Source organism: Kitasatospora sp. NPDC091335 (assembly GCF_044757205.1).
Taxonomy (GTDB): Bacteria; Actinomycetota; Actinomycetes; order Streptomycetales; family Streptomycetaceae; genus Kitasatospora.
Map to the genome: position 1 here is coordinate 407738 of NZ_JBIVUM010000005.1, position 15298 is coordinate 423035.

The following is a 15298-nucleotide window of genomic DNA, read 5'->3' on the forward strand; positions in this document are numbered from 1 at the left end:
GGGGCCCGGGGCCGGGGCCGATCCGGGCAGGGCCCGTCGCTAAACTTTTACACCGCTGTAGAACGCCAGTGGAGCATACTAGGCGCGGATGAGAAAACCAGCTGGTCAGACCATGAGAATTCGGTCGGACCGGTGGGTCCGCGCTGCTCCGGACCAGTACGAGGAGCACGATGACTGATCGGATCGCACGTTCGATAGCCGGCACCCTGGTGGCGCTGCTGGCCGCCGTCGGCCTCACCGCCGTGGCGCCGGCCGCGACGGCGGTGGCCGCACCCCCGACCGTCGCGGCCGCCGCCGCGGACCAGGGCGCGTCGGGCGCGGGCACGTCGGGCACGGGGGTGTCAGGTACGGGCACGGGCACGTCGGTTACGGGCACGGCGGGTGCGGACACGTCGGGTACGCGGGCGTCGGGTACGCGGGCGTCGGGTACGCACGCTCAGGCCGCGGGCACGGCGGCCACCGACGCCACGCACCTCGCGGCCAAGGACGAGAAGAAGAAGAAAGGCTTCTTCGCCAAGCTGGGCAAGTTCCTGATCGTCGTGGTCATCCTGGTCATCCTGCTCTTCGTGCTGCTGATCGTCGGTATCGTCTACGCCACCAAGCGGATCTTCGGCCGCCGCAAGTAGCCCGCCACGGCCGGGTACTTCCGAGTACTGCCGTGCACGGCCGCGACCCGGGCGTTCGCCGCCGCCCTCCGGGCGGTGGAGCCGGAACGACCGCCCGGGACGGGCCACTCGGCGGCGATTGGCCCTGGCCGGGGCGCCGGGGCGGCCCGAGGATGAGCGCCATGAGCGACTTCCACTCCCCAGAGCCCCCGCACCCGGCCCCCCGCGCGGACCGTACGCACGACGGGCTGCGCCCCGAGAGCCGGGTCGTCCACCCGCCGGTCGCCGAGGTCACCGGCAGCCGTCCGCTGGGCGTGCCGCTGCACCAGGGCCACCTGTTCGCCTTCGACACCGGCGACGCGCTCACCCAGGCCCACGGCGGACCGGACGGCGCCTTCTTCTACAACCGCTTCGGCAACCCCACCGTCCGCTCGTGGGAGCAGGCCGTCGCCGGACTGGAGGGCGGCACCGGTGCGCTCGCCACCGCCTCCGGCATGGGCGCGATCAGCACCGCGCTGCTCGCCCTGCTGCGCGCCGGCGACCACGTCATCGCCCAGCGCAGCCTGTACGGCGGCACCGTCGGCGCGCTGACCGACCTCACCGAGCGCTGGGGCGTCGAGGTCACCTACGTGAGCGGCGACGACCCCGCCGGGGTGGCGGCGGCGCTGCGGCCCGGAACCCGGGTGCTGCTCCTGGAGACCGTCTCCAACCCCACCACCCGGGTCACCGACCTGCCCGGGCTGATCGCCGTCGCCAAGCGGGCCGGAGTGGTGAGCGTGGTGGACAACACCTTCGCGACCCCGCTGCTGTGCCGCCCGATCGAACACGGCGCGGACATCGTGATCCACTCCGCGACCAAGTACCTGGGCGGGCACTCGGACGTCCTCGGCGGGATCGCCGTCTTCGCCGACCCGGAACTGCACCGGCGGGTCTGGCGGCGTTCCCTTGAACTCGGCGCCTGCGCCGACCCGTTCGCCGCCTGGCTGGCCCTGCGCGGGATGCAGACCCTCGCCCTGCGGGTCCGACGCCACTGCGAGACCGCGCTCGACCTGGCCGGCCGGCTCGCCGCCCACCCCGCGGTCACCGCCGTCCACTACCCGGGTCTGCCCGGCCACCCCGACCACGACCGCGCCCGCCGCCTGCTCCCCGACGGCCACGGCGGCGTCCTCGCCTTCGACCTGGCCGGCGGACGCGAGGCGGCCGGGACGTTCACCGAGTCCGTCCGGCTCGCCTCGCTGGCGCCGTCCCTGGGCGACGTGCACACCCTGGTGCTGCACCCGGCCAGCACCTCCCACCGGCAGCTGTCGGACGAGGAGTTGGCGGCGGTCGGCATCGGCCCCGGCACCGTCCGGGTGTCGGTGGGCATCGAGCACCCGGAGGACATCTGGGCCGACATCGAGCGGGCGCTGGCGAAGGTGTGAGTCCTGGGGACGTGCCCGCGGGCCGGTGGCCCGTCAGCGCTGCCGGGGACGGGCCACCAGCAGCGCGATGTCGTCCTCCGCGGCCGAGGGCGGGGCGAGGGAGTGGAGGACGGCGTCGAGCAGGTCGTCGAGTTCCCCGGTGGCGGGCAGCCGCAGGGCCGCGAGCCGTTCCAGGGAGACGTCGATGTCCTCGGCCCGGCGCTCGACCAGGCCGTCGGTGTAGAGCATCAGGGTCTGGTCGGGGAGGAGCGGGTGGACGGTCTGCTCGTAGCCGCCGAGACCGGTGCCGAGCGGCGGGCCGGTGGGGACGCGCAGCAGCCTGGTCGGCCGGCCGGGGGCGATCAGCGCCGGCGGCAGGTGGCCCGCGCTGGAGAGGGTCCAGCGGCCGCGGCCCGGGTCGGCGAGGGCCAGCAGACAGGTCGCGGGGCGGGCGGAGTCGTCGGCCGCGATGACGTCGTCCAGCCGGCGCAGGATCCGGTGCGGGGGCAGGTCCATCCCGGCCAGGTCGCGCAGCGCGGAGCGGTAGTGGCTCATGTCGACGGCGGCCTCGACGCCGTGCCCCATGACGTCGCCCATGGCCAGCAGGGTGCGCCCGAACGGCAGCCGGACCGTCTCGAACCAGTCGCCGCCGACCACCGTGCTGCTCCCGGAGGGCAGGTAGCGGGAGGCGAGGGAGAGGTTCTGGTGCGGGTTGCCGGGCTCGCTGAGCAGGGCCCGCTGGAGTTCCAGGGCGATGCCCTGGGAGCGGGCGAAGCGGCGGGCGTTGTCGAGGGTGGTGGCGGTGCGGGCGGCGAGGTCGCCGAGCAGGGCGGCCTCGTCGGGGGTGAAGGCCGGGACGGCGGCGGTGCGGCCGAGGGTGAGCAGCCCGATCAGTCGGCCCCTGGCGGCCAGCGGCAGGACCAGCAGTGAGGCCGTCCCGGCCGGGCAGGCGTCCTCGGGCCCGGGCTCGGTGAGCACGGCGATGCCGCCGGCCAGGCTGCGGGCGGCGGCCGAGCCCTCCCGGTGGCGGATCGATTCACCGGGCCGGGGCAGCTCGGCGAGGGCGGCGGCCAGCGCGGGCACGGCCCGGGCGCCGGCGCGGTGCAGCCGCTGGGGCGCGCCCTGGCCGGCCCGGGCGGGTTCGGTCCTGGCGGGTTCGGCCTCGGCGGCTTCGGCCCGCACGGGTTCGGTCCGCATGGGTTCGGCCTCGGGCGGCAGCACGTCCACGGTGGCCAGTTCGGCGAGCCGGGGCACCGCGAAGTCGGCGAGTTCGGCGCCGGTGGTGCCGACGTCGAGGGTGGTGCCGACCCGCTCGGCGGCGGCGTCGAGCAGGGCGAGCCGGGCGCGGGCCTGCTCCAGCTCGCGCAGCTGTTCGCGGGCCGGGTCGGGGTCGTCCAGCACGACGACGACCACCCCGGTGGTCCGTCCGGAGCGCCGCAGCGCCCGGTAGCGCACCCGCAGACCGGGCGGGACCGGGGACCCCGGGCCGTCCTGGCCTCCGGTGGCGTGCTCGCGGGCCAGTCCGTCGGCGAGGACCCGGCGCAGGATGCCGACGGCGCCGGCGAAGGCGGTGGTCCCGGCGGCCCGGCCGAGCAGGTCCGCGCGGCGTAGGCCGGTGGCCGTGGTGAAGGCGGCGTTCAGGTACTGCCAGCGCAGCCGCTCGTCGAGCAGCGCGACGCCGACGGGCGCGGCGGCGAGGACCTCGCGGAGCCGCTCCGGGTCGTCGCCGCTGTCACCGCCGGTGATCGCGCCGAGCCGCGCGGCGAGGGCCGCCGCGGTCGCCGCCAGGGACCGGGAGTCCGGTGTCGCGGGCCGCGGGCCCTCTGCTCGGTTGCCGTGCCGGAAGTGCATGAGCCCATGATCACGCGCCCGGGCGCGGCGCGCCCACAAGCGGGCGAAACGTTGACTGGGCGGAGACGGTGCGGTAACGGAGCGCGCGGCCTTCCTGGCGCGGCGTCCTCGGCGTGACGTCCCTGTCCCGGCGTCGCCTCGGCATGGCTTCCGCGGCGCGGAGTCCCGTGCGGCCGACGAGGATTGACGGCGAGGATCGTCCACGGACCGTCCACGGGCCGTCCACCCCAGGTCCACGGGGTGTCCACCGGCCGTGCGGGGACGGCGGGCGAATGCCGGATGATCACCGGTCATACTTGGGCGGCGGCGCCCGACCCCGGACGCCGCGGGCCGGACCGGGCCCACCCGGCCCCACCGACCCGGTCCGCGCCCGCGCCCGAAGGACAGACCGGAGGAATCCCGATGAGCCCCCACCAGCCGACCAGTCGCCCGGCGGCCGGGGCCCCAGGGGTGCCGTGGAACCGGCGGCGGCTGCGCAGCAACAACGAGTGGCTGCTGCTGGAGCTGCTGCGCACCGGCGGCGGCTCCTCGCGCGCCCAGCTGGCCAGGGACACCGGACTGTCCAAGCCGACCGTCTCGGCCGCGCTGGCCGAGCTGGAGCGGGGCGGCCTGGTCCGGGAGGCCGGGCGGCTGGCCCCCGAACGCGGCCGCACCGCCGTGCGGTACGAGGTCGACCCGACGGCGGGGCACGTGCTCGGCGTGGACATCGGCCGGGCCCGGCTGCGGGTGGCGGTGGCGGACCTGGCCGGGCGGGTGGTCGCCCGCAGGGACGTGGCCAACCGGGGCCGTTCGGCGAACGCCGTCGCGGACGCCGTGGTGGCCGCCGCGCACGAGGCGACCGCCGAGGCGGGCCTCGCCGCCGAGGACATCGTGCACGCGGTGATCGGCACCCCGGGGGTCTGGGACGAGCAGCGGCGCGGGGTGCGCTACGCCAGCAGCCTGCCGGGCTGGGGCAGACCGGGGCTGTTCGACCGGATAGGGGAGGGCCTGGGGACGGCCGTCTCGGTGGCCAACGACGCCAACCTGGCGGCGCTCGGCGAGTACACCCTGGGGGCGGGGCGGGGCAGTCGGATGTTCGCCTACCTGCTGGTCGGCACCGGGCTCGGGCTGGGTGTGGTGAAGGACGGCGAGCTGCTGCTCGGTGCGCACGGCGCGTTGGGCGAGATCGGCCTGGTCCCGCTGCCCGCCAGGGCCGGCGAGTCTGCCGCGACCGTCGAGCAGGAGGCCGCCGCGGACGCCGTGGTGCGTTCGGCCAGGGACTTCGGGCTGGTGGGGGAGTCCGCGGCCCGGCAGCTGACGGCGAAGCAGGTGTTCGAGCGGGCCCGGGCCGGGGAGGCGGCGGCGGTCCGGGCGGTGGAGCGGGAGGCCGAGCGGCTCGCCTACGCGGTGGCCGTGCTGTCGGCCCTGCTGGACCCGGACCTGGTGGTGCTCGGCGGCGGGATCGGCAGCAGCGCGGACCTGCTCCTGGAACCGCTGGAGCAGGCCCTGCACCGGCTGGCCCCGATGCGTCCGGTGCTCGCGCCCAGTCTCCTGGGGGAGGAGGCGGTGCTCCTCGGGGCGGTCGCCACGGCGCTGGAGACCGCCCGTCCCGAGGTGTTCGAGCGCCGGACGGCGGGGCTGCGCTGACGACCGGCCGGTGACGGTCGTGCGGCTGGCCGGTCGGCGAGGGCGGCGCCCGGTGGCCGGAAGATCTCGATCTGCAAACGAGTGGGGGTTCGGTGGACGGTGCGTGTGCGATTCCTGTTTGAATCGCACGACTCATCCAAACGGAACGGAGCGTTCTCCTCCCATGCCTTCACGGATACCCGGTCGCCGTCGGGCCGGCCTGGCCGGATTCGCCGGACTCGTCCTCACCGTCGGCCTGGCCCTGACCGGGTGCGACCCGTCGGCGGCCGACGGCGGTGCCACGGCCTCGGCCACGCCGACCGGTGCCGCCACCTCGGCGTCGGTCGCGGCCACCGCGCCCCCGGCGACGCCCGCCGCGCCGGCCCCGGTCAGCACCCCGCCGGCCGCTCCGGCGCCCGCGGCGCCGGTGGTCACGCCTCCGCCCGCGGCGCCGGTGGTCACGCCTCCGCCCGCGGCGCCGGTGGTCACGCCTCCGCCCGCGGCGCCGGTCGTCACGCCCCCGCCCGTCGCACCTCCGGCCCAGCCCACCAGTCACCCGCAGCCGCCCGCCACCAAGGCGCCGCAGCCGAAGGTGACCACCGCCCAGCCGCCGACCGACCCGGAGCCCCCCGCGGCGGCCGGCGCCGGATGCGAGATCCGGTCGAACGCGGGCAACTGCTACGAGGCGGGGCAGTTCTGCCGCAACGCGGACCTGGGCAAGAGCACCCACGAGGCCGGTGGCCGGGTGATCTACTGCCGGATGGTCAGCGGCAAGCCGCACTGGCAGGCCTGAGTCGTCGGCCTCGGGGCCCGGGGCCTAAGGGGCCCAGTGGTGCCGGGCGGCGCGGGGCCCGGCCCGGGGTCTGAAGCGCCGGGGTTGCCGGTCTCAGGCGTCGATGACGCCCAGGGTGTCCCAGAACAGGTGCTCGTAGGCCTGGAGCAGCAGCCCGTACTCGCGTGCGGTGGCCAGGGTCGGCTCGTCCAGCCGGTCCGGTCCCAGCGCGTCGGCCGCCTGCTGCTCCAGCTCGGCCGGGGGCTGGGCGAAGAAGTCGAAGAACGCGCAGGCCTCGTCGGAGAGGCCGTACCGGTGGCGCAGCGCGTGCGCGATGGCGGCACAGTAGCCGCCCCATGCGGTGAAGTTGGTGACCAGGGCGACGGCCACGGCGTCGGGCTCGCCGTTCAGGGCGAGCCAGGCGAGGAAGTGCGGGTAGGCCTGGCACCCGGGCAGTGGCGGGCGGGATTCCAGCGCGCCCGGGTCGAGGCCGACGGCGGCGCCGAGCGCGGGCAGGGTGCGCAGCGCGGCGCTCTCGCCGTCGGCCAGGGCGGCGAACCAGGCGCCGACCGGCCGGTCCGCGCAGCGGGCGGCGAGCAGCAGCAGACTGCGGCGGTCGGAGCGGATGATCCGTTGCTGCTGGGCGGCCAGCTCGGCCGTCGCGGAGCGTGGCGCGGTGCCGTCGGCGAGTGCGGTGACCAGCGCCGGCGCGGTGTCGCCGGGTGCCAGCTCGGCGCGCAGGCCCTGGATCTGGTCGAGGATCGGGTGGTTCACCGGTGCCTCCGGGGTGCGGTTCGGTCCGGTGCCATTCCTACCGTCCGGCGGGGCCGGGGCGGTGGCGACAGGCCGCGGCCCGGGGCGGTGGTTGTGCTCCCGGCCGGGTCGGTGCCGGGCCGGGAGCGGTGGAGTCGGGGCGAGCGGAGTAGCGGGCGCGGTGCCGGGCCGTCAGGATCCGGCGCAGGCCTTGCCGACGTCGGCGGCGGCGTCGGTGATCGGCTTGAGGTTGGTGTCCTTGCCCTTGGAGACGCTGTCGATGGCGTTGTCGACGGCCTTGGAGAGCCTGTCGGTGGCCTCGGAGGTCTGGTCCCCGCCGGTGTGGCGGATCTTCTTGGCGTCCTCGACGACCTTGTGCAGGGCCGCGATGGTCTGTTTGCGGCGGCTCTCGTCGGTCAGCTGACCGACGTTGACCGCCGAGTCGGCGAGGTCCTGGACATCGCCGGTGAGCGTGATCGCCCACTTTCCGCAGTCGATGGCCTGGTCGGTGTTCTTGCACGCGGTGAACAACGGGGCCGCGAGGAGCGCCGCGAGTGCGGTGGCGGCCAGTCGGTATGGCTTCCTTGTCATGTCTCTATCCCTCCCGCCGTATCAACGCCGGTTCACCGTGCCGAGGTTCCGGAAGTCCGTATGAACGATTGGGAAAACCTTTGCGCGACAGGGAATGTGACGTTCCGTCAAATACTGGCGAGTGGGTGCGGCGGTGGAGTCGGTGGGCGGGGCGCGAGGGTGAGAGGAACAGGACGAGGGCGAGAGGAACGGGACGAGGCGGTCGACGACGGGAGCGCCCGGGACCGGGCGGATCGGTCCGCTGATGGGTGGTCAGGGTGGTCAGGGCGGTCAGAGCGGTCAGGGCGGAGAGAGCGGGGAGGGAGCCGGGCGCCGCGACTCAGGGGAGCCCGGAGGTCCTGCGGGTTCCGGCGGTGTCTGGTGGATGCTGGGAGCCGGTCGGCAGATGAGTGGTGAGGTGGACGGTGGTTGAGCGGCGGCGGTACCGGTCGGTGCCCGGTGGTGAACTGGCCTTTGCGGTGCTCGGGTTGCCACTCGGGATGCTCGGCGGGGTGTACGCCGTCGCCGTCCTCTACGCGGGGGCGCTGCTCTCGCTCACCGTGCTGGGCCTGCCGTTCGTGGTGGCAGCGCTGGCCGGGGCGAGGAGGCTCGGTGGGCTGCACCGGTGGCTGGTGGGGCGGCTGCTCGGGGAGGAGGTGCCCGCACCGCCGCCGCTGCCGCGTCCGTCCGGGCTCTTCGCCCGGGGCCGGGCGGTGCTGACCGATCCGGTCGCCTGGCGGGCACTGGTCTACCTCCTCCTGCGGCTGCCACTCGGAGTCCTCGGCCTCCTGGCCGTGGTCGCCCTGCCGCTCGGCGGCGTCTGGCTGGTGGGCTTCCCGCTCTGGGCACGGATGATGGAGCCGGGACCGAGGTCGATCGGTCTGCTGGACCTGGGCGCGATCCCGATCGGCCTCGTGGTGCTGGTCGCCGTACCCGCGGCGCTGCGTGCGCTCGGGGGAGCGAACCGCGCGCTGGCCCGTACGCTGCTCGGCCCGGCGCGCTCGCAGCAGCGGGTGCGCCAGCTGGAGCACGCCCGGGCCATCTTGCTGGCCGAGAACACCGATCGGCTGCGGCGCCTGGAACGCGACCTGCACGACGGCACCCAGGCGCAGCTGATCGCGCTCGCCATCACGCTGTCGCTGGCCGACGACGTGCTGGCCGAGAGCGTGCCGGCAGAGGATACGTCGGCAGCGGACGGCGCGGGTCACGGGGGCGCGCGTCGCGGGGGCGCGGTCCACGAAGGCGCCGTCCACGGCGGTGCGGCCGGCCGTGATCCGGCGCGCGAGGCCGGGCAGACAGGTCCGGGTGGGCCCGACCTGCGGCGGCTGCGCGCCCTGGTCGACCGGGCCCGCGCCCAGACCGAGGACACCGTCACCGGTCTGAGCCGGCTGACCAAGGGCATCCACCCGGTGGCGCTGGACGGCGGGTTGGCCCAGGCGCTGCCGGGGCTGACCGCCACCTCCCCGGTACCGGTCGACGTACGGCTGGACCTGCGGGAGCGCCCGGAGGAGGTGATCGAACGGGCCGTCTACTTCTGCGCGGCCGAGCTGCTGACCAACGTGGCCAAGCACAGCGGCGCTCGGTCGGCGGAGCTGAGCGCGAGCGTGGCCGACGGGAGGGTCCGGCTGACGGTGCGCGACGACGGGCACGGCGGTGCCGCGATCGGTGCGGGCACCGGGCTGGCGGGCCTGGCCGAGCGGCTCGCGGCGGTGGACGGGGTGCTGTGGGTGGACAGTCCGCCCGGCGGGCCGACGGTGGTCAGCGCGGAGCTGCCCAGCCGGTTGTGAGGGGCACTCGGCTTCGACGGGCGGTCAGTCAGCCTGCCGATGGCGGGCGGTCACGGCCGACGCCGTCGAGGCTTCGGCCCAGGAGGCGCCGCTCTCCGCGAGGTAGGTGAGCACGGCCTTGACCCGCCGGTTGTCGGCGTCGGTCGCGGGCAGGTCGAACTTGCCGAACACCGCCGCCACGTGCTTCTCCACCGCCCGCTCCGACACCGTCAGGAGCGAGGCGATCGAGCGGCTGGAGTGGCCCTGCGCCATCAACTCCCAGCACCTCCCGCTCGCGCGGGGTCAGCGCGTCCACCCGGCCGCGCCGCCCGCCGTGCAGCAACCCGTTGACGATCTCCGGGTCGAGGGCCGTGCCGCCCGCGGCGACCCGGTGCAGGGCGTCCACGAACTCGGAGGTGCGGGCCACCCGCTCCTTGAGCAGGTAGCCGATGCCGGCGGCGCCGTCGGCCAGCAGCCGGGCCGCCCAGGCGGTTTCGACGTGCTGGGAGAAGACCAGGATGCCGACCTCGGGCAGCACGGCCCGGATCTCGATCGCGGCCCGGATGCCCTCGTCGGTGTGGGTGGGCGGCATCCGGATGTCCACCACGGCCACGTCGGGCCGGTGTTCGGTCACGGCGGCGACCAGCTCGCGCGCCGTCCCGGCGGTGGCGACCACCGCGCACCCACGGGCGGTGAGGAGTTCGACCATGCCGTCCCTGAGGATCACCGAGTCCTCGGCGAGCACGACGCTGAGCTGCTTGTCGATCATGCCGCCAGTATCCGGTCCGCGCGGCGGACAGCAGCCCACCGGTGCGCGGATGGCGAGCGGTGAGGCCCAGCCCATCCGTCATTCGTTCGTCCGCGACACTCCCGAGCCGGTCGGCGGGGTCGGGCAGATGGTGGCCTCGATGTGGGCGAGGAAGACCATCGACTACGGGCTCGGCCCGCACCCGATGGACGGTCCCGGCCAGGGCACCTTCTGGGGCCATCGGTCCGTACCCGGACCACGTTGTCCGGACCCTCGCGCGCGGTCCTGCCCCGCCGCGATGCACCCCACCCGGGGCGGGACCGGGCGGCCCGGCCCCGTCGCGGTGCTGACGGTGCCGCCGTCGTCCACCGGACCGGCCACCGCCGTCGGGCGGCTGCGCGCCGCGGATGCTTCGGCGCGATGGCCCCCTCGGGCCCACCGCGGCCGGCGCGCTCGACGCGGCCTTCGTCCCGCGTGGTGCCGTCACCGTCCCGTTCCCGCGGTTCCTCCTCGCCCTGGCCGACCGCTCGCTCGGCGGGTCGGGAGGTCTCGGGAGCAGGAGACCCGACGGCGCATCAGCTCCCGTCGACCGGCTTTCCGCGCCAGGCGTGGATGCCCGGGGAGAGCTCGACCACCTCGGACGGGTAGGCGTCCCGTACGAGCGTGAGCAGCGTGCGCTGCTCGTCCAGCCAGCCGGGTGCGAAGGAGAGTACGACCCGGAGCGTGACGCCCGAATCCTCCGCGTCGGAGACCGTCACCCGGAGCCCGCCGGGCCGTCCGGGTTCGATCCGCAGCTGGGGGCCGTGTTCCTCGTCCAGCCAGCGGACCGCGGATCCGCGCCCCAGCCGGTCCAAGGCCGTCTCCCACTGCCCGAGATGGCGTTCGGTCACCAGGGTGACGAAGTGCCCGCGCACCGAGTCCGCGGTGACGGTGATCTCGCAGTCCAGCCAGTCGTGGCCGAGCAGGGACCCGGGGGCGTGCCGGCCGAGTACCCGCACCCGGACGCTCCGGCCACCGGTCCGCCCGTCGCGGCCGGGGGTGTCGTCGGTGCCGGGGCGGTCGGTCAGTCTGATCAACTCGCTCTGCTGCGAAGCGGCTTCGCGCACGGCGTGCTCCTGTTGGCAGCGGATCCAGGGGCTGACATCCTCGCGCGGGTGTTCGCCCCGGAGCCAATCCGGGAGAGCGGTCGGTCTGCGGCCGTGGCGGGCCCACGAGCCGTGGGTGCGAGGGGTCGCCGCCGGGTGGTGTCCGTCGGCACGCGGACCGCCCGCCCGAGAGCGGGCCGGGTCGCGCACATGCAGGACGGCCCGCCGGACCGGGGGCTCGGGCGGGCCGTCCTGGCGTACCGCGGGGTGTACGAGCTGCTGCGCGCTGCCGCGGTCGTGCGGAACGTCCGGCCGTGCCGGCTGCCCGGTCGGCGCGGCGGCGGCGTCGCGCGGGCCGGTCGGGTCAGCGGTGCTCCGGGTGGCCGGTGAGGACGGTGGTGAAGATCGGCTCGCCGTGCTGATGGCCGGTCACGGTGGTGGTGAGGGCGTCCGGGTCCTCGCCCGGGGTGTGCCGCGCCGTGATGACGGTGGGCGCGTCGTGCTCGGCGTACCGGTGGAAGGTGGTGGCCGCGGCGGTCGGCATGACGGCGACCGGGCTGGTCAGCGCGTTGGTCGCCTGGCGGGCCGCCTCCAGCAGGACCATGCCGGGGATGTGGTCGTTGGCGTGGTCGAAGAGGATCGGGTGCCAGAAGTCGGGGGTGAGGTGCCAGGCGCCCGGCGCGTCGGCCGGGGTGAGCACGACGTCGCACGGGCGGAGCCGGCCGACCCTGGCCGGCGGCAGCGGCTCGCCGATCTCCTCGGGCGCCGCCGGGTGGCCGGTCTCGTGGTGTCCGCGGCGCAGCCGCTGGTAGGTGGAGTCCGGGATGGTGGTGAAGCGGGCGTTCCCGGTGCCGGCCAGGTGGGGGCCGCGCCGGACGACGGTTTCGAGGGTGAAGTCGACCGTGGTGCGGGTGCGGCGGGGCTCGGCGCTGAGCCGGACCTCCAGCGTGAGGTCGGTCGGCTCCGCGCCGATCAGCAGCTGGCGCGGCCGGGTGGTGTAGTCGAGGTTCCACATCATGAACTTGTGGTCGAGTGGTACACCGAACCGGGTGTGGGCGAGGTAGAGCCCGGCTTGGCGGATCGTTTCAGCAGCTTGGATCGGGTCGTGCCGGGTGCCGTCCGGGGTGCCGAAGAAGGTGTGTGCCCGCGGCCACTGCGCGGTGACCGCGAAGGTGCTGTCGGTCAGTTGCTCGCTGCCGGTGAGGAAGACCTCGGCGTGGCAGGCCCGGTGGACGTACTCCTTGGCGACGGTGCTGGTCAGGCGGGGTGCCGGGGCCGCTGCCGCGGCCGGGCCGGGAATCGTCCCGGAGTCCGTGCCGGTGGCGAGGACGGTGGCGAGGACGGGGGCAGGCGTGCGGAAGGCAAGCAGGGTCATGGGGAGCGCTCCGAAGGACCGTGACGGGCGGGGTGGGCTGCTCAGGGCTCGTAAGATACGTACCTACCGGTTTGGTTTTCAAGGAGCCAGAACAAAGGTTCGTCATCGGCCGGGCGTGGTCGGGTGGGCACGGTGGGTGGGCATCGCTCGTCGCCGCGCGGCCGTCTCTTCGGGGTGAACCATCGTGACCAGGCGGGATGTCATCGAACACACTTGACAGGTTCATGGCTATTGCAGGGCGGTTCGTTGGTGCGGCGGCCTGAAGTGAGGACTGTCGTTCCGGATGGGGAGGCTGTCGGGGCGGCATAGGTCATCTGTTCGACTCGGACCGTCCATGCGGTTTTGGTGCGCCTGAGGACGGCCTTATGTGACCCGGGATGCAGGGATCCGGCAGGACTCGGCAGTTAAGATACGGGGTGTTTGGTTTTGTTTGCCGAGCGTTTCGGGTGGGGTGGTTGCGGTGGTGCGGCAGGAGCGGGCGGTCCGGACGCGTCGGCTGATCCTGGAGGCGGCGGCGTCGGTCTTCGACGAGTACGGGTACGAGGGGGCGACGATCGGCGAGGTGGTGGCCAGGGCCGGAGTGACGCGCGGCGCGGTGTACTTCCACTTCGCGTCCAAGCGGGAACTCGCCCAGGGCATCGTCGACGAGCAGTTCGGCCGCGACGAGATCCCCGAACGGCACTGCAAGCTCCAGGAGTTCGTGGACCTCGGGATGGCGGTCGCCCATCTGATGCCGCGCGACCCGGTGCTGAGTGCGGGCGCGCGGCTCTCCCTCGGCCAGGACGTGTTCGGCGACTTCAGCGGTGGCGCGGCGCCCGGCTGGATCCAGCGGACCGAGATCGTGCTGGAAACCGCGGGCCGGTGTGGGGAGTTGCTGCCCCACGTGGTGCCCGCCGAGACGGCGTGGCTGGTCACCGGGGCCTGGACGGGCGTGCAGATCCAGTCCCAGAAGATGTCCGGCCGGATGGATCTGGAGCGTCGGATCGCCGTGATGTACCAGCACCTGATGCCGAGTATCGCGGTGCCCGGGGTGCTGGCCACGCTCGACCTCGGGGTGGACCGGGGCGGCCGGGTGCTCGCGGAACTGGCGGCGGCCCGGGCCGCGGGGGCGGTGGAGGCCGGTGCGGGTGAGGCGGCCGGAGCGGACGCGGGCGGAGCCGGCCCGGCCTGAGGCCGGCGTCGTCGGGCGCCGTTCGATGCCGGGTCGGCAGGTCCGGGTCTCGGGCTGGAAGGGACTGCTCCGCCCGATAACAAACAGTGCGTTCGGTTTTGTAGTGACAAACCGTCTGTCCTGTTTTGGATTGGCATCGGGTGCTCCACCGGCCTTCCGGCGGACCCACGCGGACGCTGAGCAGCGGAGCGCCCGCCCGGCCGTCCACCATGCTGCGCCGGTTGCAGCGCTCCATCCTGCTCGCCGGTCCCGAACGGCCTGACCAGGAGCAGCCCGGCGCACTTGCCGACGGCGCGCCCGGTCGAAGATATGCGACGAGCCGTCAGTCGGCGAGTACGCCGGTGTTCTGGCAGGCGTGCAGCAGCCACCGTCCGTCGCGCTGCCTGGTCATGACGTACAGCGGGGCGCCCTCCGAACCGCCCTGCGGCGAGTGGTAGACCTGCCGGACCTTGACGGCGGCCACGTCGGGGCGGAGGAACCGGATGTGCACCGGTTCGTAGGTGACCTGGCCGTCCCAGTTCGCGGCGGGCAGCACGGCGCGGGTGAACTCGGCGATCGCGTCCAGGCCGAGGAGGACCTTTCCGTGGGCGGTCGTCCAGACGGCCTCGGGGTGAAACAGGGCGAGGAAGGCGTCCGGGTCCTTGGTGCGCTGGGCGTGTTCGACGGCGGCCACCACGCGTTCGATGGCCACGATGTCCGCGTCCTCGGTGTGCGTGTTCCTGGCGTCCGTGGGCTCGGCCGCTGGGGGTTCGGGGACTGTGGGCTCGGGGACTGCGGGCTCGGGGACTGCGGGCTCGGCGGCTGTGGCTCGGGTGTTCATGCGGATCATCCTGGGCCCTCAAGTGGCCTTGAGGTCAAGACGTCCGGGCGGCACGGGGCGCAGCGACAGGTAGTCGTCGAGGCGGGCCGAGGCGGTGAGCATCGCCAGGCCGCGGCTGGTGAGGCGCTGCTGCCAGCTATCGAGGGCGGCGGACAGTTCGCCGGTGCCGCCCGCCGTGCGGATCTGCCGGAGCACGGTGGCGATGTGGTCCAGCAGGTAGCCGCCCCGGCGGAGCAGATGGGCGAGTTCGGCGTCCCGGACGTCGGCGGGGAGGTAGCGGCGGTGGCCGGTGGCGCGGTCCCGGGCGGGGGTCAGGATGCCGGCGGCCTCCCAGGCGCGCAGGGTCGCGGGGGTGACGCCGAGCCGGTGCGCGACCTCGCCGACGCTGCGGGGGCCGGGCAGTGCGGGAAGGGACGTTCCGGCGGCGCCGTCGGCCAGGTGTCCGACGGCCTCGCGGACCGCGCTGAGGGTCTCCCGGTCACGCAGCAACTGGGAGTGCCCCAGGTCGAGTTCGGCGAGGGCGTCGCCGAGCCGGTCGCTATGGACGGCGGTCATCACCGAACCCGCGGCCGGATGCCCGTACGCCGGGACGAGGGCCAGGTAGGCGCGCAGGGCGGAGGCGTGCAGCCCGGTGTAGATGCGGTACCCGGTGGGTGTGCGTTCGGCGGGCGGGAGGAAGCCGTCGCGTTCGTAGTTGCGGATCGCCTGGGTCGAGATGCCGTGTTCGCGCGCGAGGTCGGCGGGTCTCATGATCGTCTCCCGTCCCGGGGCGACCGG

13 protein-coding genes and 1 pseudogene are annotated in these 15298 nt (G+C 74.7%); 6 read left to right on the top strand and 8 right to left on the bottom strand.

Features of this window, described 5'->3' with window-relative positions; genetic code table 11:
• Window positions 1-170: 170 nt before the first annotated feature.
• Window positions 171-626 carry a hypothetical protein gene (locus tag ACIQOW_RS15505; RefSeq protein WP_401084416.1) on the top strand — a complete coding sequence of 152 codons (456 nt, stop codon included), beginning with the start codon at window positions 171-173 and terminating at the stop codon, window positions 624-626.
• A 161-nt stretch (window positions 627-787) separates the two neighbouring features.
• Window positions 788-2026 (top strand): trans-sulfuration enzyme family protein, encoded by a 1239-nt coding sequence (locus ACIQOW_RS15510; protein ID WP_401084419.1) that lies wholly within the window; start codon window positions 788-790, stop codon window positions 2024-2026.
• Between the two features lie 33 nt (window positions 2027-2059).
• Here the strand turns inward: ACIQOW_RS15510 and ACIQOW_RS15515 are convergent, their stop codons facing one another.
• Window positions 2060-3856: a SpoIIE family protein phosphatase gene (locus ACIQOW_RS15515; RefSeq protein WP_401084421.1), complete on the bottom strand. Its 1797-nt coding sequence runs from the start codon at window positions 3854-3856 to the stop codon at window positions 2060-2062.
• A gap of 402 nt (window positions 3857-4258) precedes the next feature.
• Here ACIQOW_RS15515 and ACIQOW_RS15520 point away from each other — a divergent pair, with 402 nt between their 5' ends.
• Window positions 4259-5482, top strand: a complete 1224-nt coding sequence (locus ACIQOW_RS15520) for an ROK family protein (RefSeq protein ID WP_401084424.1) — start codon at window positions 4259-4261, stop codon at window positions 5480-5482.
• A gap of 163 nt (window positions 5483-5645) precedes the next feature.
• Complete coding sequence (locus ACIQOW_RS15525) at window positions 5646-6254, top strand: hypothetical protein (protein ID WP_401084426.1); 609 nt, start codon at window positions 5646-5648, stop codon at window positions 6252-6254.
• 93 nt (window positions 6255-6347) lie between these two features.
• Here ACIQOW_RS15525 and ACIQOW_RS15530 read toward each other — a convergent pair whose 3' ends face one another.
• Both ACIQOW_RS15530 and ACIQOW_RS15535 read right to left on the bottom strand, forming a co-directional pair.
• On the bottom strand, window positions 6348-7007 hold the full coding sequence (locus tag ACIQOW_RS15530) for a transcriptional regulator (RefSeq protein WP_401084429.1): 660 nt from the start codon (window positions 7005-7007) through the stop codon (window positions 6348-6350).
• A gap of 171 nt (window positions 7008-7178) precedes the next feature.
• Window positions 7179-7577 carry a hypothetical protein gene (locus ACIQOW_RS15535; RefSeq protein WP_401084432.1) on the bottom strand — a complete coding sequence of 133 codons (399 nt, stop codon included), beginning with the start codon at window positions 7575-7577 and terminating at the stop codon, window positions 7179-7181.
• 404 nt (window positions 7578-7981) lie between these two features.
• Between ACIQOW_RS15535 and ACIQOW_RS15540 the strand changes: the two genes are divergently transcribed.
• On the top strand, window positions 7982-9343 hold the full coding sequence (locus tag ACIQOW_RS15540; protein WP_401084435.1) for a sensor histidine kinase: 1362 nt from the start codon (window positions 7982-7984) through the stop codon (window positions 9341-9343).
• A 24-nt stretch (window positions 9344-9367) separates the two neighbouring features.
• On the opposite strand, the pseudogene ACIQOW_RS15545 reads toward ACIQOW_RS15540, so the two are convergent.
• From ACIQOW_RS15545 to ACIQOW_RS15555, 3 genes and pseudogenes are all read right to left on the bottom strand, one after another.
• Window positions 9368-10091 (bottom strand): annotated as a pseudogene (locus tag ACIQOW_RS15545) (response regulator).
• A 554-nt stretch (window positions 10092-10645) separates the two neighbouring features.
• Complete coding sequence (locus ACIQOW_RS15550) at window positions 10646-11176, bottom strand: DUF5959 family protein (protein ID WP_401084437.1); 531 nt, start codon at window positions 11174-11176, stop codon at window positions 10646-10648.
• A gap of 343 nt (window positions 11177-11519) precedes the next feature.
• Entirely contained in the window at window positions 11520-12530 is a 1011-nt protein-coding gene (locus tag ACIQOW_RS15555) for a ScbA/BarX family gamma-butyrolactone biosynthesis protein (RefSeq protein WP_401084440.1), read from the bottom strand.
• Window positions 12531-12990: 460 nt separating this feature from the next.
• Here ACIQOW_RS15555 and ACIQOW_RS15560 point away from each other — a divergent pair, with 460 nt between their 5' ends.
• Window positions 12991-13701, top strand: coding sequence for a ScbR family autoregulator-binding transcription factor (locus ACIQOW_RS15560; RefSeq protein ID WP_401084442.1), 711 nt, complete (start codon window positions 12991-12993; stop codon window positions 13699-13701).
• Window positions 13702-14023: 322 nt separating this feature from the next.
• Here the strand turns inward: ACIQOW_RS15560 and ACIQOW_RS15565 are convergent, their stop codons facing one another.
• Window positions 14024-14530, bottom strand: a complete 507-nt coding sequence (locus ACIQOW_RS15565) for an SgcJ/EcaC family oxidoreductase (protein ID WP_401084445.1) — start codon at window positions 14528-14530, stop codon at window positions 14024-14026.
• A 9-nt stretch (window positions 14531-14539) separates the two neighbouring features.
• Window positions 14540-15271, bottom strand: a complete 732-nt coding sequence (locus tag ACIQOW_RS15570; RefSeq protein WP_401084448.1) for a TioE family transcriptional regulator — start codon at window positions 15269-15271, stop codon at window positions 14540-14542.
• Window positions 15272-15298 lie beyond the last annotated feature (27 nt).

Coding starts and splice junctions, on each gene's coding strand:
- ACIQOW_RS15505 (WP_401084416.1), top strand. CDS start 171: ATGACTGATCGGATCGCACGTTCGATAGCCGGCACCCTGGTGGCGCTG.
- ACIQOW_RS15510 (WP_401084419.1), top strand. CDS start 788: ATGAGCGACTTCCACTCCCCAGAGCCCCCGCACCCGGCCCCCCGCGCG.
- ACIQOW_RS15515 (WP_401084421.1), bottom strand. CDS start 3,856: ATGCACTTCCGGCACGGCAACCGAGCAGAGGGCCCGCGGCCCGCGACA.
- ACIQOW_RS15520 (WP_401084424.1), top strand. CDS start 4,259: ATGAGCCCCCACCAGCCGACCAGTCGCCCGGCGGCCGGGGCCCCAGGG.
- ACIQOW_RS15525 (WP_401084426.1), top strand. CDS start 5,646: ATGCCTTCACGGATACCCGGTCGCCGTCGGGCCGGCCTGGCCGGATTC.
- ACIQOW_RS15535 (WP_401084432.1), bottom strand. CDS start 7,577: ATGACAAGGAAGCCATACCGACTGGCCGCCACCGCACTCGCGGCGCTC.
- ACIQOW_RS15555 (WP_401084440.1), bottom strand. CDS start 12,530: ATGACCCTGCTTGCCTTCCGCACGCCTGCCCCCGTCCTCGCCACCGTC.
- ACIQOW_RS15565 (WP_401084445.1), bottom strand. CDS start 14,530: ATGATCCGCATGAACACCCGAGCCACAGCCGCCGAGCCCGCAGTCCCC.
- ACIQOW_RS15570 (WP_401084448.1), bottom strand. CDS start 15,271: ATGAGACCCGCCGACCTCGCGCGCGAACACGGCATCTCGACCCAGGCG.